Source organism: Pseudomonas sp. 1D4, from assembly GCF_001728925.1.
In the GTDB taxonomy this organism is placed as follows: Bacteria; Pseudomonadota; Gammaproteobacteria; order Pseudomonadales; family Pseudomonadaceae; genus Metapseudomonas; species Metapseudomonas otitidis.
The window spans coordinates 1-21982 of the sequence record NZ_LXJQ01000004.1; the positions used below are offsets into that span (position 1 = coordinate 1).

The 21982-nt window shown below is 67.5% G+C and carries 20 protein-coding genes and 1 pseudogene; 11 read left to right on the forward strand and 10 right to left on the reverse strand.

What is annotated here, in order from left to right; translation table 11 throughout:
- Positions 1 to 324 precede the first annotated feature (324 nt).
- Complete coding sequence (locus tag A7D27_RS02950) at positions 325 to 1782, reverse strand: sodium:solute symporter family protein (RefSeq protein ID WP_069563184.1); 1458 nt, start codon at positions 1780 to 1782, stop codon at positions 325 to 327.
- 390 nt (positions 1783 to 2172) lie between these two features.
- On the opposite strand from A7D27_RS02950, the gene A7D27_RS02955 reads away from it, so the two are divergent.
- Positions 2173 to 3018, forward strand: coding sequence for an arylamine N-acetyltransferase (locus A7D27_RS02955; RefSeq protein ID WP_069564034.1), 846 nt, complete (start codon positions 2173 to 2175; stop codon positions 3016 to 3018).
- Here A7D27_RS02955 and A7D27_RS02960 read toward each other — a convergent pair.
- Positions 3005 to 3304, reverse strand: coding sequence for an antibiotic biosynthesis monooxygenase (locus A7D27_RS02960; protein ID WP_044412937.1), 300 nt, complete (start codon positions 3302 to 3304; stop codon positions 3005 to 3007). The genes A7D27_RS02955 and A7D27_RS02960 overlap by 14 nt on opposite strands.
- A gap of 34 nt (positions 3305 to 3338) precedes the next feature.
- Positions 3339 to 4055: a YafY family protein gene (locus tag A7D27_RS02965; RefSeq protein ID WP_069564035.1), complete on the reverse strand. Its 717-nt coding sequence runs from the start codon at positions 4053 to 4055 to the stop codon at positions 3339 to 3341.
- 162 nt (positions 4056 to 4217) lie between these two features.
- Between A7D27_RS02965 and A7D27_RS02970 the strand changes: the two genes are divergently transcribed.
- From A7D27_RS02970 to A7D27_RS02990, 5 genes are all read left to right on the forward strand, one after another.
- A complete protein-coding gene (locus A7D27_RS02970) occupies positions 4218 to 5003 on the forward strand; it encodes a hypothetical protein (RefSeq protein ID WP_069564036.1) in 786 nt (261 codons plus the stop codon).
- Between the two features lie 189 nt (positions 5004 to 5192).
- The gene (locus tag A7D27_RS02975; protein WP_083265507.1) at positions 5193 to 5648 is read left to right on the forward strand and encodes an RDD family protein; all 456 of its coding nucleotides are present in this window, start codon (positions 5193 to 5195) and stop codon (positions 5646 to 5648) included.
- A 9-nt stretch (positions 5649 to 5657) separates the two neighbouring features.
- Positions 5658 to 5915 carry a Pathogenicity locus gene (locus A7D27_RS02980; protein ID WP_069564038.1) on the forward strand — a complete coding sequence of 86 codons (258 nt, stop codon included), beginning with the start codon at positions 5658 to 5660 and terminating at the stop codon, positions 5913 to 5915.
- 760 nt (positions 5916 to 6675) lie between these two features.
- A complete protein-coding gene (locus A7D27_RS02985) occupies positions 6676 to 7209 on the forward strand; it encodes a transposase (protein WP_069564039.1) in 534 nt (177 codons plus the stop codon).
- A gap of 124 nt (positions 7210 to 7333) precedes the next feature.
- Complete coding sequence (locus A7D27_RS02990; protein WP_069564040.1) at positions 7334 to 7738, forward strand: RidA family protein; 405 nt, start codon at positions 7334 to 7336, stop codon at positions 7736 to 7738.
- Positions 7739 to 7805: 67 nt separating this feature from the next.
- Here the strand turns inward: A7D27_RS02990 and gabP are convergent, their stop codons facing one another.
- The 4 genes from gabP to A7D27_RS03010 all read right to left on the reverse strand — a co-directional run bounded on the left by gabP (position 7806) and on the right by A7D27_RS03010 (position 12586).
- Entirely contained in the window at positions 7806 to 9227 is a 1422-nt protein-coding gene (gene gabP, locus A7D27_RS02995) for a GABA permease (RefSeq protein ID WP_069564041.1), read from the reverse strand.
- Positions 9228 to 9394: 167 nt separating this feature from the next.
- A complete protein-coding gene (locus A7D27_RS03000; protein WP_069564042.1) occupies positions 9395 to 10891 on the reverse strand; it encodes a CoA-acylating methylmalonate-semialdehyde dehydrogenase in 1497 nt (498 codons plus the stop codon).
- Between the two features lie 61 nt (positions 10892 to 10952).
- On the reverse strand, positions 10953 to 11240 hold the full coding sequence (locus A7D27_RS03005; RefSeq protein ID WP_069564043.1) for a cupin domain-containing protein: 288 nt from the start codon (positions 11238 to 11240) through the stop codon (positions 10953 to 10955).
- Complete coding sequence (locus tag A7D27_RS03010; RefSeq protein ID WP_069563193.1) at positions 11240 to 12586, reverse strand: aspartate aminotransferase family protein; 1347 nt, start codon at positions 12584 to 12586, stop codon at positions 11240 to 11242. Before A7D27_RS03010 ends, A7D27_RS03005 begins: the two co-directional genes overlap by 1 nt.
- Positions 12587 to 12709: 123 nt before the next feature.
- Between A7D27_RS03010 and A7D27_RS03015 the strand changes: the two genes are divergently transcribed.
- From A7D27_RS03015 to A7D27_RS03035, 5 genes and pseudogenes are all read left to right on the forward strand, one after another.
- The gene (locus A7D27_RS03015; RefSeq protein ID WP_069563194.1) at positions 12710 to 13630 is read left to right on the forward strand and encodes a LysR family transcriptional regulator; all 921 of its coding nucleotides are present in this window, start codon (positions 12710 to 12712) and stop codon (positions 13628 to 13630) included.
- A 58-nt stretch (positions 13631 to 13688) separates the two neighbouring features.
- Positions 13689 to 14372, forward strand: a complete 684-nt coding sequence (locus A7D27_RS03020) for an SDR family oxidoreductase (RefSeq protein WP_069563195.1) — start codon at positions 13689 to 13691, stop codon at positions 14370 to 14372.
- A 187-nt stretch (positions 14373 to 14559) separates the two neighbouring features.
- Positions 14560 to 15639 carry a BMP family ABC transporter substrate-binding protein gene (locus A7D27_RS03025; protein WP_069564044.1) on the forward strand — a complete coding sequence of 360 codons (1080 nt, stop codon included), beginning with the start codon at positions 14560 to 14562 and terminating at the stop codon, positions 15637 to 15639.
- Between the two features lie 19 nt (positions 15640 to 15658).
- Positions 15659 to 15880 (forward strand): annotated as a pseudogene (locus tag A7D27_RS03030) (2OG-Fe(II) oxygenase family protein); the annotation flags it as partial.
- 143 nt (positions 15881 to 16023) lie between these two features.
- Positions 16024 to 16974, forward strand: coding sequence for an adenosine deaminase (locus A7D27_RS03035; RefSeq protein WP_069563198.1), 951 nt, complete (start codon positions 16024 to 16026; stop codon positions 16972 to 16974).
- A gap of 117 nt (positions 16975 to 17091) precedes the next feature.
- Here the strand turns inward: A7D27_RS03035 and A7D27_RS03040 are convergent, their stop codons facing one another.
- From A7D27_RS03040 to A7D27_RS03050, 3 genes are all read right to left on the reverse strand, one after another.
- Positions 17092 to 17745 (reverse strand): 7-cyano-7-deazaguanine/7-aminomethyl-7-deazaguanine transporter, encoded by a 654-nt coding sequence (locus tag A7D27_RS03040; protein WP_069564045.1) that lies wholly within the window; start codon positions 17743 to 17745, stop codon positions 17092 to 17094.
- A 112-nt stretch (positions 17746 to 17857) separates the two neighbouring features.
- A complete protein-coding gene (locus A7D27_RS03045; protein ID WP_069563200.1) occupies positions 17858 to 19234 on the reverse strand; it encodes an MFS transporter in 1377 nt (458 codons plus the stop codon).
- Positions 19235 to 19369: 135 nt separating this feature from the next.
- Positions 19370 to 21964 (reverse strand): PAS domain S-box protein, encoded by a 2595-nt coding sequence (locus A7D27_RS03050; protein ID WP_069564046.1) that lies wholly within the window; start codon positions 21962 to 21964, stop codon positions 19370 to 19372.
- Between the last annotated feature and the right edge of the window lie 18 nt (positions 21965 to 21982).

Consider the following 21982-nt stretch of genomic DNA (forward strand, 5'->3'; position numbering starts at 1 on the left):
TACCTGGGTGACACGATCCTCGGCGGCACCGACCAGAACACCGCCAGCCTGCTGGTCAAGCTGCACTTCTGATCCCTCCGCGCGCCGGCGTCCAGCCGGCGCGCCTCGGGTCCCGGCACCCGCCCTCTCCGCTCTTCACTTCCCTTCGCCACATTCCCCCCGCACGCACACCCGCTGGTCCATCCAGGGCATGGATGCCGCACGGCCGCACGCCGGGCAGCACAGAGTCCGCCGCCTGGCGCGGGGTCAGTCAGTACGAAGAGGAAGGGAAGGTAACGCGGGAGGGCAGGCAGCGCCCTCCCCGTCCGGGGAGGGCGCCTGGGGTCAGGCGCGGGTCGATGCAGAGGCGGTGATGCCCTGCACGCTCTGGCCACGGTCGCGGCTGAACTGCGGGATCAGCGAGCCGATCACCATGCCCAGCAGGCTCATCAGCAGGCCGGCCAGTTGCGGCGGCCAGAAGTCGGTTTCCTGGTAGGTCAGTTCCAGGGAAATCCAGCTCAGCAGGCCGAAGGCAATGGCGAGCAGCGCACCCTGGGTGGTCGCACGCTTCCAGAACAGCCCGGCGAACAGCGGCACCACGGCGGCCACCAGGGTGACCTTGTAGGCGTTGCCGACCATCTCGTAGATGCTGGCGTTGGAGTTCAGAGCGAACACCGAAGTGGCGATGGTCATCAGCACCACGCTCACGCGCATGGCCAGCAGGAACTGGCGGTCGCTCATGGCCGGCACGAAGTTCTTCAGGATGTTCTCGGTGAAGGTCACCGACGGCGCCAGCAGGGTGCCCGAGGCGGTGGACATGATCGCCGAGAGCAGCGCGCCGAAGAACATCACCTGGGCAAACAGCGGGGTCCGCTCCATGATCAGGTGCGGCAGGATCATCTGCGCGTCTTCGGCCAGCCACTTCTGCACCATCGCCGGGTCGATCAGTGAAGCGGCGTAGGTGAGGAACAGCGGCAGCATGCAGAACGACAGGTAGAACACCGCGCCGGCCATGGAGGCGCGGGCAGCGATGTTCTCGGTCTTGGCCGACATGACGCGGGCGTACACGTCCTGCTGCGGGATGGAGCCCAGCATCAGGGTCACCGCGGCGGCGATGAAGGCGACGATGTCCCGTGGCTCGAAACCGTGGATGAAGGTGAACTTGCCCTCGGCTGCAGCGTGGCTGATCACCACGTCGGCACCGCCGGCCATGCCGCTGATCAGCCAGGTCAGGTACACCAGGCCGATCACGATGATGATCATCTGCATGAAGTCGGTCAGCGCCACCGACCACATGCCGCCGAACAGGGTGTAGAGCAGCACGATGCCGGTGCCGATCAGCATGCCCTGGGTGGTGCTGATGGAGCCGTCGGAGAGCACGTTGAACACCACGCCCAGGGCGGTCAGTTGCGCCGCCACCCAACCCAGGTAGGAACCGATGATCACCAGGCTGGTGAAGATCTCGACGTGCGGACCGTAGCGCTTGCGGAAGAAGTCACCGATGGTCAGCAGGTTCATGCGGTACAGCGGGCGCGCAAAGATCAGGCCCACCAGCATCAGGCAGCCGAAGGAACCGAACGGGTCCTCGATGATGCCGGCGAAGCCTTCCTCGATGAAGGTGGCGGGGATGCCCAGCAGGGCTTCGGAACCGAACCAGGTGGCGAACACCATCGCCGCGACCAGGGGGAAGGACATGCTCCTGCCGCCGGCGGCGAAATCCTTGGAGTTCTTGACGCGAGTGGATGCGTAGAAGCCGACACCGACGGTGATCAGCAGGTAGACCGCAACAAACCAGATCAGCATGGGATGAATACCAGTGGCTCGCCCGTCATCCGGCGTGGGCTGGGCCCGCGAGGCCGCCGGGACTGACAGAATTTTTGTTTTCGTGGCGCGTCACAACCGGCGAGCGACACCCTGAAGGCGCATGCCTTGCCGGGGTCGTGGCCACCTGCCGCAACGGGCGAGCAGTCTGCCAAACCCGTCAAATATGTCAAACAGATACACGTCTTGTGATCGCAAAAAGCGACAAACGAAAGTCGTAGGAAATGTACAAGCCCTTGATAATCCAGAGCTTTGTCAGACAATTTGACGCTGAACGTTGCGTATATTCCACAGCCCCGTTTCATAACCAGAACAAGCGGCAGGTTCACGGCGCTCTGCTAGCATCCTCGGGTCACGCCCATGGAGCCCGGCATGCACCCGCTCACCCCCGACCAGACCCGCGCCTACCTCGCCCATCTCGGCCTTCCCGCACCGCAACGCCTGGATCGGCAGGCCCTGGATGCCCTGATCGGCGCGCACCTGGCGCGGGTGGCCTTCGAGAACCTCGACGTGCTGCTGGCACGGCCCATCCACATCGACGCCGAGCGGGTCTTCGCCAAGGTGGTGGAGCACGGCCGGGGTGGTTACTGCTTCGAACTCAACGGCCTGTTCGGCCGGCTGCTGATGAGCCTGGGCTTCCGCGTCACGCCGCTGGTGGCACGGGTGCGCTGGGGGCTGCCCGCCGAGGCGCCGCTGACCCTCACCTCGCACCTGATGCTGCACATCGACCTGGCCGACGGTGCCTACCTCGCCGATGTCGGCTTCGGCTCCGCCAACCCGACCCGCGCACTGCCCCTGGAAGGCCGTGAGGGCCTGGGCGACCTGCCCTTCCGACTGCTGACGCCGAGCGAGACACAGGGCGACTTCCACCTGGAGACCCGCATCGGCGACGCGTGGCTGCCGGTCTACCACTTCGACCTGCAGCCCCAGCCCTGGATCGATTTCACCCCGCGCAACTGGTACACCTCCACCCACCCGGACAGCCTGTTCTGCCAGATGCTGGTGGCCGCCCGCACCGAGCCCGGGCAGCGCCTGACCCTGCGCAACGGCCTGTTCACCCGCCGCACGCCCGATGGCCAGGCACACCAACACACCCTGACCGACCCGGACGCGGTGCTGGAGGTGCTGCAGCACGAATTCCGCCTGGCGCTGCGTGACGACGACCTGGCCGCCCTTCGCCAGCGCCTGGCAGCCCTGCTGGCGGCTACGCCGGGCTGAAGTGCCCCATGAAGATCACTTCCTGGATCTCCCGCAGGTAGGGCTGGAAGCGCAGGTCCCGCTCGCTGAAGGCCCGCGCGGCAGCCAGGGCCTGCTCGTGGGAGGTCCATTCCACCAGGTCGGCGTAGACCGGCGCGCCCTCAACGGCGGCCAGGCCGCGCAGGCCGATGAAGCCCTCGAAATCACGCAGCGCCTCGCGCACCTGTTCGCGCAGCTCCGCCACCCGCGCCTCGCGACCGGGCTTGGTGGTGAACAGCACCAGTTCCAGAACCGATGACTCTTGCATGTTGATCGCCTTCCGCTGGGTGGGACAACGCAGCCTAGAGCCCCCCTGCTGACAGCGTGCTGTCAGTGGCCGGCTCCGGCGCGCAGCGCTGGCGCATGTAGGCCTCCAGGCTCGGCACCTCGCCAGCGGGCGTGGCAGCAGGCAGGCGCGCCAGTGCCTGGATGCGGTCCACGCGGAAGTCGCGGTATTCCCCGCGCAGGTCGCACCAGGCCGCCACCGTCCACTTGCCCACCCAGTAGAACAACCCCACCGGCTGGATCACCCGCTGGGAGGCGCGCTCGTCCAGGCTCAGGTACTCGATGTGCAGCGCCGCACGGTCGCGGATCGCCCGGCGCAGCGCATCCCAGTGGCGCATCTGCTCCTGGGTGAAGGGGCTGACGAAGGCCCGCACCGGCGCCGCCTGCGGGTCCAGCCCATGGGCCGGCACCGCCGCCTGGATCTTGCTCAGCAACGAGCGCGCCGCCCCGGCCATCTCCGCTCCCACCGTGCGCGACAGCAGCTCGACGCCCAGCAGCAGCGCGTCCAGCTCATCAGCATTGAGCGCCAGCGGCGGCAGCTCGAAGTGCTCGTCCAGCGCGTAGCCCACGCCGGCCTCGCCGTAGATCGGAATGCCGCTCAGGGACAGGTCGTCCACATAGCGGTAGATGGTCCGCACCGACACGCCCAGGCGCTCCGCCAGACGTCGGGCGCTGATGGGCTGGTGGGCACGGATCAGGTTCACCACCTGGAACAGGCGATCGGCCTTGCGCATGACAGGGGTCGTCGTGAAAGGGAAACCGGCGGGCATTTGCGCACAGCGTCCGGGGAAAAACCAGCGCCGCCGAGCCACCACCTGCCGGGAACGCCACCGCCCCCGCAGAAATGCCCCGATAGGCCCTCTATGCTGCCAGGCGCCGCCAACCGGGGAATGCCCATGTCCAGCAAGACGGAAATCATCCAGCAGTTCATCGCCTCCGGCGAAGCCGACTTCGCCGCCGCCAACAGCTCCAACGCCTACTACTGCAGCCACCACCCAAGCATCACCCCGCTGGTGAAGAAGCCGCCGAAGGAGCTCGATGACGCCACCCTACGGGCCTTCTACTACCACCTGCTGTTGAACGGCGGCACACCGCCTGCCGAGAGCCAGCGCCATCTCGACCTGCTCACCACCGCAGCGACCGACGCGGCCCGGGTGCTGGCCGAACACGGCTACCCACGCTGCCGCCTCAAACGCTGGGAGATGGTCCTGCTGTTCGGCGGCGAGATGACCCTGGAGGCCCACGCCCGCCGCCTGGCCCTGCTCGCCCAGGTCGGCCGCTTCGCCCATCAGCCCGGCATGCTGGCCAAGGCCGCCAAGCTCAAGGCCGAATTCGGCGAGGACGCCTGGCTGCACAGCGAAATCACCCGCGTGCTGCAGGCGGTGCCGTTCGCCCGGCTGGCCTTCGACCGCGACAACCTGGATTTCAGCCTCGCCTTCATCGGCGTGCTGTTCATCTTCCTGTTCGGGGCCGACGACGCCGACCAGCGCCTGCTGTTCGCCTGGTTCCAGCAGGCCACCGACGCCCTGCAGGACATCCCCCACTACAAGACCCGTGACGAACAGATACGCAGCCTGGTCTGGGTGCTGTTCCGCTTCGCCGACGCCGCAAAGGCCCGCGGCCTGGTCCAGGCCCTGCTCGCGGAATACGGCGAAACCTGGTGCCGCGAGTACAGCGGCTGACGGAAAAACCACCAGCCGCCTGAACCCCACGGGCGGCCGGGGCCACAGCGATCCGCCCCAATGTTATCCACAGCTTGCCCCACAGAAATTGTGGGCAGCGGTACACCGCCCGAACGCTCAGATCACAGTCGGAAGGAGGGCTCTGGTTTATGCTGGCGCACCTTTCAATCCTCCTGTGGTTAACCCGACATGGAAGTTTCCCGCACCCGAATGCTGCTCTTGCGCGGCATTGCCTTCACCCTCGACATCGCCCTGATCGCCAGCCTGGTCGCGCTCCTCTATCTGCCGACCAGGCAGGTGCTCGCCGCCATACTGCCGGCGGTACTGTACTTCCCGCTATGCGAGTGGCTGCTGCGCGGCTTCACCCCAGGGAAATGGATTTGCCGTATTCGAGTGATTGCCCCCAATGGCGAACCGCCTCATCTCACCCAGGTGCTGATTCGCAGCGCTTTCCGTCTGGTGGAGACCAACCCCTTCCTGCTGGGCGGCATACCGGCTGCTGTCGTCTTCATCTGGTCCCGCCAGGCGCAGCGGATGGGCGACATGTGGGCCTTCACCTTCGTCATCCCGGTCAGCGACCTCGCGAGGATTCGCCAACGCATTGCCGAGATGGAAGACGCGCCTTCACCGCAACCAGAAAGCTGAGGCCCGACCATGAGCGAACCCCAAGGCTTCACCCCCGAGACCCGCGCCCAACTGGTAGCCCTCAAAGGCGTCGGCCCCACCGTGGTCAGCCGCCTGGAACAGATCGGCTTCCGCGACCTGGCGCAACTGGCCCGCTGCGAAGCCGCCGACCTGACCCTGCAGATCGCCCGCATGATGGGCTCCACCTGCTGGCACAACAGCCCCCAGGCCCGCGCCGCCATCCAGGCCATCATCGACTTCGCCCGCAGCCAATCCCCAGCGGATTGACGAAAACGCCGCCCCGTAGGATGCGGTGAGCTACGCGAACCGCATCAGCCCCACCTCCGCGCCATGCCAGCGATGGGCTTCGCACAGCTCAGCCCATCCTACGGGCCGCATCCGTAGGATGCGGTGAGCTACGCGAACCGCATCAAGCCCACCTCCGCGCCACGCCAACGATGGGCTTCGCACAGCTAAGCCCACCCTACGGGCCGCATCCGTAGGATGCGGTGAGCTACGCGAACCGCATCAAACCCCACCTCCGCGCCACGCCAATGATGGGCTTCGCACAGCTCAGCCCATCCTACGGGCCGCATCCGTAGGATGCGGTGAGCTACGCGAACCGCATCAAGCCTCACCCGCGCCATGCCAGCGATGGGCTTCGCACAGCTCAGCCCATCCTACGGGCCGCATCCGTAGGATGCGGTGAGCTACGCGAACCGCATCAAGCCTCACCTCCGCGCCACGCCAACGATGGGCTTCGCACAGCTCAGCCCGTCCTACGGGCTGCACGATTTACGTATCGATGAGCCCATGCACAACACCCAGGCCGCCAGCCATGGGCTGCACCCGTAGGATGCGGTGAGCTACGCGAACCGCATCAAACCCCACCTCCGCGCCATGCCAGCGATGGGCTTCGCACAGCTCAGCCCGTCCTACGGGCGTTGCGTCTTTTGCGGTGGAAAGGTCCGACTTCACTGGCCTGGCCTTGTCGACAGGGGGGACGGTCCCTAGGGTCTGCGTGCCTTCCTGGCACGGATGCCTGCCCATGACCGCCTACCGACGCGACCTCACGCCGGGCTCGACCTGGTTCTTCACCGTCAACCTCGCCGACCGCCGCAGCCGCCTGCTGGTGGAGCAGATCGACCTGCTGCGCGAGAGCTTCCGCGCGGTGATGCGCCGCCACCCCTGGCGGATCGACGCCATCGTCGTGCTGCCCGATCACCTGCATGCGCTCTGTACCCTGCCGCCGGGTGATGCCGGCTACGGGCTGCGCTGGGGCCTGATCAAGGCGCACTTCTCCCGCGCCCTGATGCCGGAGGAGCCCCTCTCGGCCAGCCGTCAAAAACGCCGGGAGCGCGGCATCTGGCAACGCCGTTTCTGGGAGCACCGCATCCGCGACGATGCCGACCTCGCCCGGCACGTGGACTACATCCACCACAACCCGCGCAAGCATGGCCACGTAGCGCGGGTGGTGGACTGGCCGTGGTCGTCCTTCCATCGCTATGTGGAGAGCGGCACGCTGCCACGGGACTGGGCGGGCGGCGAGGACACTCTGGAGCCCCCGACCGGAGAGCGTTGAGTCACCGCGTCACAGGTGACACCGGCGCCCCCCCCCCGGGCCAAACAATCTGCAACACCCCGCCGGCCACAAGGCCTTTCGCCCTCTCTAGACTGCGCGCTCCAGCCAACGAGGGAGTCGATGCATGGAAAGGCAATCCATCAATCCGGACAGCGTGTTCAATACGCTGCAATACGGTTTCAGCCAGGCCGTGGTCAGCGAAGGGGGGCGACTGGTCAACCTCTCCGGCCAGGTCGGCGTGGACGCCCAGGAGCGCCTGGCCGGCCACGACCTCGCCAGCCAGACGCGGGCCGCCCTGGAGAATGTCCGCCTGGTGCTGGAGGCGGCAGGCGGCGAGCTGGGCCACGTGGTGATGCTTCGCCTCTATCTGGTCGAGAGGGCCAGGCAGGACCAGGGGGTGATCGTCGACGCGCTCAAGGCCTTCTTCCCCCATCAGCCACCGGCCTCGTCCTGGGTCGTGGTGAGCGGCCTGTCCGAGCCGGAATGGCTGATCGAGATCGAGGCCCAGGCCGTGATCCCCGCCCTGTAATCCGATACCGCTTCATGCAAAAGCCCCGGCCATGCCGGGGCTTTTGCGTTGCACGCCTGGCGGCCCGTCAGGCGCTGGCGGGGATGCCGGCCTCGATGCGCCGCTTGCGCCGGGCATTGAGCAGCCCGAGGCAGACGATGAGGACGCTGAGCAGGGCCGTGGCCAGCACTTCCTGCCGGTGGGCGGGCATGGCCAGCATGGTGATGAGGGCGACGCTGATGAACAGGATCACCGCCCAGGTCAGCCAGGGGTACAGCCACATGCGGAACTCCGGCGAATCCCCGGCCTGCTGCAACTGGCGGCGCATGCGCAGTTGGGACACGGCGATGACCAGGTAGACCAGCAGCGCCACCGCCCCCGAGGAGGCGAGGAGGAAGGCGAACACCTTCTCCGGCGCGAAGTAGTTCAGCACCGTGGTGAGGAAACCCACGGCGGTGCTGGCCAGGACGGCGGCACGGGGCACCTGGCTGGCGTTGGTGCGCTGCAGGCGCTCGGGCGCGTCGCCCCGGCGTGCCAAGGAGAAGACCATGCGCGAGGCGGTGTAGATCGCCGAGTTGAGGCAACTGGCGACGGCCACCAGCACGACGAGGTCGACGATCAGCTTGGCGTGGGGGATGGCCAGCAGTTCCAGGGCGCGCTGGTAGGAGCCCACTTCGGCGAGCTGCGGGTCGTTCCACGGCACGATGGAGACGACGAGGAAGATCGACACCAGGTAGAACAGGCCGATACGCCAGATCACCGAGCGGGTGGCGCGGGTGATCTGCCGGGCCGGGTTCTGCGACTCGGCGGCGGCGATGGTGACGATCTCGGTGCCCATGAAGCTGAACATGGTGGTGAGCAGGGCCCCGACCACGGCGCCATAGCCGTTGGGCAGGAAGCCGCCATGGGTTGCCATCAGGTGTCCCAGGCCGCTCACCTCGCGCTCCGGCAGGCCACCGGCGAGGGCCACGGCGCCCAGCACGATGAAGGCGATGATCGCCAGCACCTTGAGCAGGGCGAACCAGAACTCGAACTCGCCGTAGCGCGCCACGCTGAACAGGTTGGTGACGGTCAGCGCCAGGGTCACCAGCAGGGCGAACATCCAGGTGTCGATGGCGGGGAACCAGGCGTTGAGGATGGCAGCCGCCGCGATGGCCTCCAACGGGATGACCAGCACCCAGAACCACCAGTAGAGCCAGCCGATGGTGAAGCCGGCCCAGCGCCCGATGGCACGGTCGGCGTAGGTGGAGAAGGAGCCGGTGTCGGGCGAGGCGACGGCCATCTCCCCGAGCATGCGCATCACCAGCACCACCAGGGTGCCGGCGAACAGGTAGGCCAGGAGCACGGCGGGGCCGGCGGCGGCGATGGCGTGGCCGGAGCCGACGAACAGGCCGGCGCCGATCACCCCGGCGATGGAGAGCATGGTGACGTGGCGTTGCTTGAGACCGGGCGCGAGGGCCGTGGAGGTGTCGCGGGGCAGTTGCGAGGCGAGGAGCGGTGAAGAGGGCATGGGCGATTCCTTCTCTGATTGTTCTTGGTGTCGCTGTCATCTGGAAGGGCAATGACAGTCGGTTCGAGTCGAGCGCACGCAGTGCGGTTCGACAGCGGGTCCTCTGAGAGTGGGTAAAAGAAAAAGGGGCATGACCGTCACCGGTCATGCCCCCTTACCTGTACGGATCAGCCGTTGCTGGGGAATGCGAACTGCGCGGCCTCGTGGCTGGCGCGCTGCGGCCAGCGCTGGGTGATGGCCTTGCGGCGGGTGTAGAAGCGCACGCCGTCCGGGCCGTAGGCGTGCAGATCGCCGAACAGGGAACGCTTCCAGCCGCCGAAGCTGTGGTAGCTGACCGGGACCGGCAGCGGCACGTTGACGCCGACCATGCCCACTTCGATCTCGTCGCAGAACAGGCGGGCGGCTTCACCGTCGCGGGTGAAGATGCAGGTGCCGTTGCCGTACTCGTGGTCGTTGATCAGTTGCATGGCTTCTTCCAGGCTGCCGACGCGGACGATGCAGAGCACCGGGCCGAAGATCTCCTCCTGGTAGATGCGCATGTCGGCGGTGACGTTGTCGAACAGGGTGCCACCGACGAAGTAGCCGTCTTCATGACCGGCGACGCGGTAGCCACGGCCGTCCACCACCAGCTTGGCGCCGGCAGCGACGCCGTCGTCGATGTAACCGACCACCTTGTCGCGGGCGGCGGCGGTGACCAGCGGGCCCATGTCCAGGCCGCAGGTGGTGCCGGCGCCGATCTTCAGGCCCTTGATCTGCGGAACGATCTTCTCCACCAGCGCATCGGCGATCTGGTCGCCCACGCACACGGCCACGGAGATGGCCATGCAGCGCTCGCCGCAGGAACCGTAGGCGGCGCCCATCAGCGCGCTGACGGCGTTGTCGAGGTCGGCATCGGGCATCAGCACGGCGTGGTTCTTGGCGCCGCCCAGGGCCTGGACGCGCTTACCGCGCTTGGTGCCTTCGCTGTAGATGTACTCGGCGATGGGGGTGGAGCCAACGAAGCTGATGGCCTTCACTTCCGGCGCTTCGATCAGGCCGTCCACGGCCTCCTTGTCGCCGTTCACCACGTTCAGCACGCCCTTGGGCAGGCCGGCCTGCTCGAAAAGCTCGGCGATGAACAGGGTGGAGCTGGGGTCGCGCTCGGAGGGCTTGAGGATGAAGGTGTTGCCGCAGGCGATGGCCAGCGGGTACATCCACAGCGGCACCATGGCCGGGAAGTTGAACGGGGTGATGCCGGCGACCACGCCGATCGGCTGGAAGTCGCTCCAGGCATCGATGTTCGGGCCGACGTTGCGGCTGTACTCGCCCTTGAGGATCTCGGGGGCGGCGCAGGCGTATTCGACGTTCTCGATGCCGCGCTTGAGTTCACCGGCGGCGTCTTCGAGGGTCTTGCCGTGCTCCTGGCTGATCAGGCGGGAAATCTCGGCCTCGTTCTGCTCCAGCAGTTGCTTGAAGCGGAACAGCACCTGGGCGCGCTTGGCCGGCGGGGTGTTGCGCCAGGCGGGGAAGGCGGCCTTGGCGGCGTCGATGGCCTTCTGCAGGGTTTCGCGGCTGGCCAGGCCGACCTTGTGGATGGCTTCGCCGGTGGACGGGTTGAACACGTCGGCGGTGCGGCCTTGGTCGGCGACACGTTCGCCGTTGATCAGGTGCGGGATGAGGCTCATGGATGGGGTCTCTTGCAGGTTCTTGTCCGGTGGGTCCGCAGCGGGCGCTGCGGACCGTGCATTACTTGAGTTCGGTTTCCACGAAGACCACGTCGTGGTCGCTGGCGTTGATCACGTTGTGCTCGACGCCGGCCTTGCGGAAGTAGGCCTGCCCGGCCACCAGGGGGGCGAACTTCTCGCCCTCCGGGGTTTCCAGCAGCAGGGTGCCGTCGGTCATGGGCACGACCACGTAATCGTAGCCATGCCGATGGCGACCGGTCTCGGCGCCCGGGGCGAAGCGCCACTCGGTGACGATCACCTCGGCATTGTCCACCTGCACGGTGGGCACGGCCTGCGGGCGCTTGCTCATCAGGCGACGCCTTGCAGGGCCTGGCCGACGGCGTCGAACACGCGGTCGAGGTCTTCCGGCTTGGCGTTGAAGGTGGGCCCGAACTGCAGGGTGTCGCCGCCGAAGCGGACGTAGAAGCCGGCCTTCCACAGGGCCATGCCGGCCTCGAACGGACGGACGATGGCATCGCCGTCACGCGGGGCGATCTGCAGGGCACCGGCCAGGCCGCAGTTGCGGATGTCGACCACGTGCTTGGCGCCCTTCAGGCCGTGCAGGGCCTTCTCGAAATGCGGGGCCAGCTCAGCGGACTGCTGGATGAGGTTCTCCTTCTCCAGCACCTCCAGGGCAGCCAGGCCGGCAGCGCAGGCAACCGGGTGACCGGAGTAGGTGTAGCCGTGGGTGAACTCCACCGCGTACTCCGGGGTGGCCTGGTTCATGAAGGTCTCGTAGATCTCGCGGGTGGCGATCACCGCGCCCAGCGGGATGGCACCGTTGGTGATCTGCTTGGCGACGTTCATCAGGTCCGGGGTCACACCGAAGAACTCGGCGCCGGTCCACGTGCCCATGCGGCCGAAGCCGGTGATCACTTCGTCGAAGATCAGCAGGATGTTGTGCTGGTCGCAGATCTCGCGCAGGCGCGGCAGGTAGCCCACCGGCGGGACGATGGCCCCGGCGGAACCGGACATCGGCTCGACGATCACGGCGGCGATGTTGGAGGCGTCGTGCAGTTCGATCAGCTTGAGCAGTTCGTTGGCCAGCTCCACGCCACCGGTGGCGGCCATGCCCTTGGTGAAGGCCATGCCCGGCTGCAGGGTGTGGGGCAGGTGGTCGACGTCCATCAGCTGGCCGAACATCTTGCGGTTGCCGCCGATGCCGCCCAGGGCGGTGCCGGCGACGTTCACGCCGTGGTAGCCACGGGCACGGCCGATCAGCTTGGTCTTCTGCGGCTGGCCTTTCAGGCGCCAGTAGGCGCGGGCCATCTTGATCGCGGTGTCGGCGCACTCGGAACCGGAGCCGGTGAAGAACACGTGGTTCAGTTCGCCGGGGGTCAGGCTGGCGATCTTCTCGGCCAGCTTGAAGGACAGCGGGTGGCCGAACTGGAAGCCGGGGGAGTAGTCGAGGGTGCCGAGTTGCTTGGCCACGGCTTCCTGGATTTCCTTGCGGGAGTGACCGGCACCGCAGGTCCACAGGCCCGACAGGCTGTCGTAGATGCGACGGCCCTTGTCATCGATCAGCCAACTGCCTTCGGCGGCGACGATCAGGCGGGGATCGCGCTGGAAGTTGCGGTTGGCGGAGAAGGGCATCCAGTGGGCATCCAGCTTCAGCTGGCTGGCCAGGGACGGGGTGGTGGTCTGCGGCATGTTCATTCCTGTCTGCCTCGCAATTCAGGTCATGGGTGGAACCGAGGGGTTCTTGCAGTCGACATTGCCACGGGCATAAAGTCAGGAAAATTCAACTTTTGAAAACTTCACTTCAGGGTTCACTAAACAATGAGCACCCGTCGCCCAGAGCCTCTCGGCCAGGTCAGTGACTTCGATATCCGCCTGCTGCGGATCTTCCGCAGCGTGGTCGAGTGCGGCGGTTTCTCCGCTGCGGAAACGGTGCTGGGCATCGGCCGCTCGGCCATCAGCCAGCAGATGAGCGACCTGGAGCAGCGCCTCGGCCTGCGCCTGTGCCAGCGCGGTCGGGCCGGTTTCGCACTGACCGAGGAAGGCCGCGAGGTGTACCAGTCCACCCAGCAGCTGCTGGCCTCCCTGGAGACCTTCCGCACCGAGGTCAACGGCCTGCACCAGCACCTGCGCGGCGAGCTGAACATCGGCCTCACCGACAACCTCGTCACCCTGCCGCACATGCGCATCACCCACGCCCTGGCGCGGCTCAAGGAGCGCGGCCCCGACGTGGTGATCAACATCCGCATGACGCCCCCCAGCGAGGTGGAGCAAGGGGTGCTGGACGGCCGCGTGCACGTCGGCGTGGTGCCGCAGACGGCGGCGCTCTCCGGCCTGGAGTACCAGCCGCTGTACGAGGAGCGCTCGCTGCTCTACTGCGCGGTCGGCCACCCGCTGTTCTATGCCGACGATGCACAGGTCAGCGATACGCGCCTCAACGAGCAGGAAGCCATCGCCCCCACCTTCCGTCTGCCCGCCGAGATCCAGGCCCTGTACCAGGCGCTGAACTGCACCGCCAGTGCATCGGACCGCGAAGGCATGGCCTTCCTCATCCTCACCGGGCGCTACATCGGCTACCTGCCGGACCACTACGCCACCTTCTGGGTGCAACAGGGCCGCCTGCGCGCCCTCAAGCCGACGAGCCGCTTCTACGACCTCAGCCTGGCCACCGTGACCCGCAAGGGCCGGCGCCCGCACCTGGTGCTGGAAAGCTTCCTCGACGCTCTGGCCGGCACCAGCTAGAGCGCCGGAGCCGGCGAAAACGAGTAGGCTGGCCCCCTCATCCGAAGGAGGACCGCCCATGAGTACCCCACACGCCGCCCTGGTCATCGGGGCATCCCGCGGCATCGGCCTGGGCCTGGTACGCCAACTGCTCGGCGCCGGCTGGCAGGTCACCGCCACCGTGCGCGACCCGGTCCGCGCCGCTGAACTGGCCGCCCTGCCCGGCGTCGAGCTGGCCACCCTGGAACTGACCGATACCGACAGCCAGGACGCCCTGGCCCGCCGGCTGGGAGGGCGCCGCTTCGACCTCATCCTGGTCAACGCCGGTATCTCCGGCCCCACCCACCAGTCGGCCAGCCAGGCCAGCGAAGCCGAGGTCGCCCAACTGTTCTTGACCAACGCCGTCGCCCCGGTGCGCCTGGCCGAGCGCCTCAAGGGCCAACTGCGTGACGGCGGCACCCTGGCCTTCATGAGCTCCACCCTCGGCAGCGTGGCCGGCAACGACAGCGGCGGCCTGGCGCTCTACCGCGCCAGCAAGGCCGCGCTCAACTCCCTCACCCGCAGTCTGCTGGCGGAATGGCTGGGCCCGCGCCCCACCGTGCTCAACCTGCACCCGGGCTGGGTGAAGACCGACATGGGCGGCGACGCTGCCGACATCGACGTGGAGACCAGCACCGCCGGCCTCCTACGTCAGATCGAAGCCCACGCCGGTCGCGGCGGGCAGCATTACCTCGACTACAAGGGCCAGACCCTGCCCTGGTAACGCACCAGCAGGCGGCGCGGCCGCACCGCCGTGCACCATCCGCGCTCGCGGACGGCGCCGCCCGCCTGCATCAACCGGCCTGGTACGGGGCTTTGCGCGCTGCCTGTCCAGTTGGTCAACTTTTTGCAATCGCCTGGTCAGCCCACAGGGCACAGCACAGAACAACAGACCAGGAGCCCCATCCCCCATGTTCGATTCCAAGAAGAACCTGCTGCGCACGCTCGTCGCCGCCATCGGTTTCAGCGCCACCCTCGGCGCCTCCGCCGCCGACCCGCTGAAGGTCGGCTTCGTCTACGTCGGCCCCATCGGCGACCACGGCTGGACCTACCAGCACGAGGAAGGCCGCAAGGCCCTGGTGGCCAAGCTGGGCGACAGGGTGGAGACCACCTATGTGGAAAACGTGGCCGAGGGCGCCGACGCCGAGCGGGTCATCCGCAACATGGCCAAGGGCGGCTATGACCTGATCTTCACCACCTCCTTCGGCTACATGAACCCCACCGCCAAGGTGGCCAAGCAGTTCCCCAAGGTCACCTTCGAGCACGCCACTGGCTACAAGCAGGACAAGAACCTCGGCACCTACCTGTCGCGCTCCTATGAAGGCCGCTACGTCGGCGGCTTCCTCGCCGCGAAGATGACCAGGAGCCACAAGATCGGCTACATCGCCTCCTTCCCCATCCCGGAAGTGATCCGCGACATCAACGCCATCCAGCTGGCGCTGAACAAGTACGACCCGCAGGCCGAGATCAAGGTGGTCTGGGTCAACTCCTGGTTCGACCCGGGCAAGGAAGCCGACGCCGCCAACGCGCTGATCGACCAGGGCGTGGACGTGGTCTTCCAGCACACCGACAGCCCGGCGCCCATCCAGGCCGCCGAGCGCCGTGGCGTGTACTCCGTGGGCTACGCCTCGGACATGGCGCACTTCGGGCCCAAGGCCGTGCTCACCTCCATCGTCAACAACTGGGGCCCGCACTGCATCCAGGCCGCCGAAGGCGTGATGGCCGGCACCTGGAAGTCCCAGGACTACTGGGGCGGCCTGGCCGAAGACACCCTCCAACTGCCCATCAGCGACCTGGTGCCGGCCGACGTGAAGGCCGAGGCAGAGAAGATCATCGCCCGCATCAAGAGCGGCGAGTTCCACCCCTTCACCGGCCCGATCAAGGACCAGAGCGGCGCCCTCAAGCTGGCCGACGGCGTGGTCGCCACCAACGCCGACCTGGCGGGCATGAACTACTACGTCGAAGGCATCAAGGCAGAACTGCCGAAGTAAGCCCTGCCCTCTCCCCGTGCGCGGGGAGTGGATCGACGCCCCACCGATTCCCGGCAGCTTCGTGGTCAACATCGGCGACATGATGGCGCGCTGGAGCAACCACCGGTACACCGAGATCAGTTGCCTGCCCAACTGCTCCAGCGCCGACAACCCGCCGAAGTACCCACCGGTGACCAGCGCCGAGTACCTGCTCGCGCGCTTCGCCGACACCTACGCCTACCGGCGGCAGGAGACAGCCTGAACAGAGGCCGGCCCTCGGAGTAAAAGAGCCATTCGTCAGGGGCCGTACCGCGTGGCCCTGACGTTCGGGCGCGGGTACGGCGAAAACCTGTCCGGGAAGTTAAACTTGCCCGCCACAACCCCGCCTGATCACGAGAAAACACCATGTACGACTGGCTCAACGCCCTGCCCAAGGCCGAACTGCACCTGCACCTGGAGGGTTCCCTGGAGCCCGAGCTGCTGTTCGCCCTGGCCGAACGCAACAAGGTCGCCCTGCCCTGGGGCGACGTGGAGAGCCTGCGCAGCGCCTACGCCTTCAACAACCTGCAGGAGTTCCTCGACCTGTACTACCAGGGCGCCGACGTGCTGCGCACCGAGCAGGACTTCTATGACCTGACCTGGGCCTACCTGCAGCGCTGCAAGGCGCAGAACGTGATCCACACCGAGCCCTTCTTCGACCCGCAGACCCACACCGATCGCGGCATCCCCTTCGAGGTGGTGCTGAACGGCATCCGCCACGCCCTGGACGACGGCCGCACGCAGCTCGGCATCAGCTCCGGGCTGATCCTCAGCTTCCTGCGCCACCTCTCCGAGGACGAAGCGCAGAAGACCCTCGACCAGGCCCTGCCCTTCCGCGACGCCTTCGTCGCCGTGGGCCTGGACAGCTCCGAGCAAGGTCACCCGCCGAGCAAGTTCCAGCGCGTGTTCGACCGCGCCCGCAGCGAAGGCTTCCTCACCGTCGCCCACGCCGGCGAGGAAGGCCCGCCGGAATACATCTGGGAAGCCCTGGACCTGCTGAAGATCCAGCGCATCGACCACGGCGTGCGCGCCATTGAGGACGAGCGCCTGATGCAACGCATCATCGACGAGCAGATCCCGCTGACCGTCTGCCCGCTGTCCAACACCAAGCTCTGCGTGTTCGACCACATGAGCCAGCACAACATCCTCGACATGCTCGAACGTGGCGTGAAGGTGACGGTGAACTCCGACGACCCGGCCTACTTCGGCGGCTACGTCACCGAGAACTTCCACGCCCTTTACGAACACCTCGGCATGACCCAGGACCAGGCCCGGCGCCTGGCCCAGAACAGCCTGGATGCACGGCTGGTGAAGTGAACGAAAAGGGCCGCGATGCGGCCCTTCTTGCGCGTGGACATGGGAGAGCGGTGGGCTGAAGCGGAACCGCCGGCGACACCCTGGGTGGATGTCCGCCGATACACCGGCGTGGGGATATCAGGCGGTGCGTTCGCTGCGGGGAGTGATGGCGCGGAGGATGCCGGCGAGCAGCACGCCGTACAACGGTACGAACAGCAGCAGGCTGACGCCGAGCTTCACGCCGTAGTCGACGGTGGCGATCTCCACCCAGTGCTCGGCCATGAAGGGGTTGTCGCTCCGCCAGAAGGCGACGGAGAAGAAGGTGAAGGTGTCCAGCAGGTTGCCGGCGATGGTGGAGACCACCGGGGCGATCCACCACTGGCGCATCTTGCGCAGGCGGTCGAACACCTGGATGTCCAGCACCTGCCCGAGCACGTAGGCGAGGAAGCTCGCCAGGGAGATGCGGGCGACGAACAGGTTGAATTCGCCCAGGGCGCCGAAGCCCTGGAACGCCGCATCCTGGAACAGCACCGAGACGACGTAGGAGGCCGCCAGCGCCGGCACCATGACCCGGGCGATGACCCGCCGCGCCGCCTGCTTGCCCATCAGCCGCACCGTCAGGTCGGTGGCGAGGAAGATGAACGGGAAGCTGAAGGCGCCCCAGGTGGTCTGCCAGCCGAACAGGGTCATGGGCAACTGCACCAGGTAGTTGCTGGCGATGATGATGAGGATGTGGAAAACGATCAGGCCGGCCAACGCAGGGCGCCAGGCCGCGGGAAACGCGACGGACATTGGAGGTCATCCTTTTTGGCTGATGGGGTGAGGGAACCCATGCCATGGCCCTATGCCACAGCGGCGCGCATTCTAACTTGACCCGCGCGTCAACAAAAGGCGCTTCGTCCGTTCAGCCATCCTCCCCGGACAGCGCCTCCAGGGTCTGCCCACGGGTCTCCACACCGAACAGCGCCACCACCAGCGCAGCCAGGCCGAAGCACAGCGCCCCGAGGGCGAACACCCCGACCTGCCCCGCCAGCGGGATCAGCAGCCCACCCAGGGTCGGCCCCAGCAGCGAGCCGATGCGTCCCACGGCCGAGGCGAAGCCCGAGCCGGTGGCCCGCGCCGAGGTGGGGTACAGCTCAGGGGTCCAGGTGTAGAGCACCGCCCACATGCCGAAGAGGAAGAACTGCATGGCCAGGCCGGTGCCGATCAGCAGCGCCTGGTTGCCGCCAAACACCGCGCTCTGCCCGTAGCAGAAGGCCATGACGCCGCCGCCCAGCAGCGTCATCACGCAGGTGGGCTTGCGCCCCCAGCGCTCCACCAGCCAGGCGGCGACGAGAAAGCCGGGGATGCCGCCGAGGGAGATCAGCACCGTGTAGTAGACCGACTGGGTCACCGCGAACCCCGATTGCTGCAGCAAGGCGCTGAGCCAGGAAGTGAGGCCGTAGAAACCCAGCAGGGCGAGGAACCACAGGCTCCAGATCATCAGCGTGCGGTGGCGGAAGCGCGGCGACCACAGCTCGCCAAAGGCCGCGAACAGGCTCGGCGCCCGCGCCGCCTGGCGCGGCAGCCGCGCGGGCTCTGGCAACTGCGCCAGGCCCAGGGAGGCGGCCACCCGCCGCTCGATGTCACGCAACACGCGGTCGGCGTCCTTGAGCCGGCCCACCTGCTCCAGCCAGCGGGGCGACTCGGGGATGAAGAAGCGGATCACCAGCACGAATACCGCTGGCAGGGCCAGCACCAGGAAGATGTCGCGCCAACCGATGCGCTCCAGCAACAGGTAGGAGAGCACCCCGGCGCTGACGAACCCCAGCGGCCAGAAGCCGTCCATGAGGGCGATGTAGCGACCGCGCCGCGAGGCCGGGATCATCTCCGAGAGCAGCGACTGGGCGATGGGGAACTCCATGCCCATGCCGATCCCCAGGAGGATGCGGAACAGCGTCAGGCTCTCCACATCCTGGGCGGTGGAACACAGGTAGCTGGCCAGCCCCCAGAGCACGATGCTGCCCTGGAACACCGGCTTGCGGCCGAAGCGGTCGGCGAGCATCCCCGACAGCGAGGCCCCCACCACCATGCCGACGAAGCTGGCGCTGGCGAGCATCCCGGCCTGGGCGCTGCTGAGGCCGAACTCGGTGCGGATCGAGCCGAGCAGGAAGGTCATCATCGCCAGGTCCATGGAGTCGAAGAAGAACGCCAGGGCGATGATCAGGAAGATGAGGCGGTGGTAACCGCTGATGGGCAAGCGCTCCAGGCGCTCGGCGGCGGTGTGTCCGGGTGCGTGCATGCGGTGTCCCTCGCGACTCGGTGCGGTGTCTGCCACGAGTATGGGAGGGCGGGTCGGCACGGCGATTGGCTGGATGCGACCTGCGGGGACCCGTCGCCGACCTGGGCGCGCGTCAGGCGTGGGGCGTGCCTGGCCTTAGGCCCCTGCCGAGGACCCCGTATGGATGGCCAGGCAGCCACGCCCCGAGCGCTTGGCCTGGTAGCAGGCCGCGTCCGCCTGGCGCAGCAGTTGCTCGGGGTCGCTGTTGCCCGGGCGGATGCGCGTCAGCCCCAGGCTGGCGCCGACGCTGAAGGGCCGGTCCTCCCACTCGAAGGGCATCTGGGTGATGGCCTCGATCAGCCGATTGCCCAGCAACTGGGCGCGGTCCAGCGGACAGTTGCGCAGGATCAGCGCGAACTCGTCGCCGCCCAGCCGCGCCAGCACGTCACCGCTGCGCACCTGGGACTGCATCAGCCGGGCGATGCGCCGCAGCATCTCGTCGCCGGCGGCATGGCCGGCGGTGTCGTTGACCTGCTTGAAGCGGTCCAGGTCGATGAAGCAGAGCACGCTGTGGCTGCCGTTCTGCTCGGCGTCGTGGCAGCTCTCGGCCAGGGCGTCCTCGAAGGCGGAGCGGTTGAGCAGCGCAGTGAGTGCGTCATGGGTGGCGGCATAGCGCAGGTGCTTCTGCATCGCCCGCGCCTCGCTGACGTCGGTGAACACCAGCACGCAGCCCAGCAGCTCGCCCTGGCCACTGCGGATCGGCGCCGCCTGGCCGCGCACCGCCACCAGCCCGCCGGCCGGGTGACGCAGGGAAGAGAGACCGGGAATGCTCGCGTGGGTGCCGTGCTCCAGGCACTGCCGCACCGGGTTTTCCAGCACCTCGCCCGTGTCGTTCTCAAGGGGCAGGACCGTCTCGATGGGCTGGCCCAGGGCGCGCTCGTTGCTCCAGCCACTGAGGCGTACCGCCACCGGGTTGAGGAAGTTGATCCGGCCCTGCAGGTCGGTGGTCACCACGCCATCGCCGATGGAGTCCAGGGTCACCTGCAGGCGCTCACGCTCGTCCCGCAGGCGCTCGGCCAGGTGGCGCAGCTCGGTCACGTCCCAGGAGGTTCCGACCATCCGTTCCGGCTCGCCCGAGGCGTCACGCACCAGGCTGCCGAGGGCGCGCAGCACGCGCACCTGGCCGTCCTGACGGATGACACGGAACTCCATGTCCGCCTGCTCCTGGCCCTGGCGCACCTGCTGCAACTGGCAGTGCACGCTCGGCGCATCCGCCGGGTGCAGGTAGCGCGCCCAGTCGCCGTAGCTGACGGCCCCCGGGCGGGGTGTCATCCCGTAGAGGCGGAACAGGCTGTCGTCCCACATGATGCGATCACTGGCCAGGTACCACTCCCACACCCCCACGCCGCTGGCCTCGGTGGCCAGGGAGTAGCGCCGCAACAGGTCGGCCTCGCGGGCTTCGGCACGCTTGCGACGGTCGATGTCCTCGATCTGGGCGATGAAGTATTCCGGCCGTCCTTCGTCGTCGCGCACCAGCGATACGGCCAGCAACGCCCACAGCTCTCGGCCGTCGCGGCGCAGGTAGCGCTTCTCCAGGCGGTAGCTGGTGCGCTGGCCGGCCAGCAGGTCGTCCAGCAACGCCAGGTCCTGGGGCAGGTCGTCGGGGTGGGAAATCTCGCGGAACGACAGCCGCAGCAGGTCGACCCGGTTGTAGTCGAGCATCTCGCACAGCGCGCGGTTGACGCGCTGCCAGCGGCCGTCCAGGTCTACCAGGGCCATGCCGATGGCGGACTCGTCCATGGCCGAGCGGAAGCGCGCCTCACTGGCCGCCAGGGCCCGACGTCGCCGGCGCCCCTGCTCCACCGCAGCGGCCAGCAGCAGCGGCGGCAGCAGCGACAGCAGCAACGGCAGGTAGATCGACAGCTCGCGCGCCACGCCATCGGCCCGAGGCGCATCCAGCTCGCCGGCGGCGATCACCAGTCCACCCAGCACCGACATGCAACTCACCAGCAGCGCGGTGCCGCCAAAGCTCATCCGCGCCGCTGCCAGCAGCAACGGCAGGGACAGGTAGACAAAGGGAAACGGTACGTAGAGCAGCGTCAGTGGCGTCATCACCAGCACCGCCAGTGTGTAGAGAGCGAACTCCCGAGGGCGACGACGGATGTCCAAAGCGCGCAGGCCGTGCACCTGCACCTGCACCACCAGCGGCAGGATCGAAAGGGTGCCGAGCACCGCACTCTCATACCAGGACAGTGCCGTGCGCCAGAAGCTGCCGTACTCGGCCAATTGCAGCAGCCCGGCCGCCAGCGGCGCGCTGAACAGCGGCGGCACCAGCACGCCGAGCAGGATGAAACGCAGGAAGGCCAGGGGGCTGCGGTCCATGTGAGTCGCCACCCCGGTGCGGCGCAACAGCCAGGCGGCCAGGCTCATCTCCAGCAGGTTGGCGAGGGTGAAGCAGGCAGACATTGGCAACGAATCGCCGATCAGGCTGCCGGCCAGCACATTGGCACCGGCCATCACCCCCAGCAGAGCAGGCCAACGCCTCCGGGAAAGGTTCCACAGAAAGGCGATGCCAAAGGCGTTGGCGTACCACAGGGTGGAGAGGGTGCCCGGCTGGCGGGACAGCCATGCCGCGCCCAGGGCGAGCAGCAGGTAGCCGACGAAGACCACCAGCAGTTGGAAGCCGAGCCGGTGTGCCGTCAGGTCGAGCAGAGAACCTTGCGAGGGCGGGCGGGGATCGGGTGGCAGCAAGGAGGTCTCCCAGTGGGT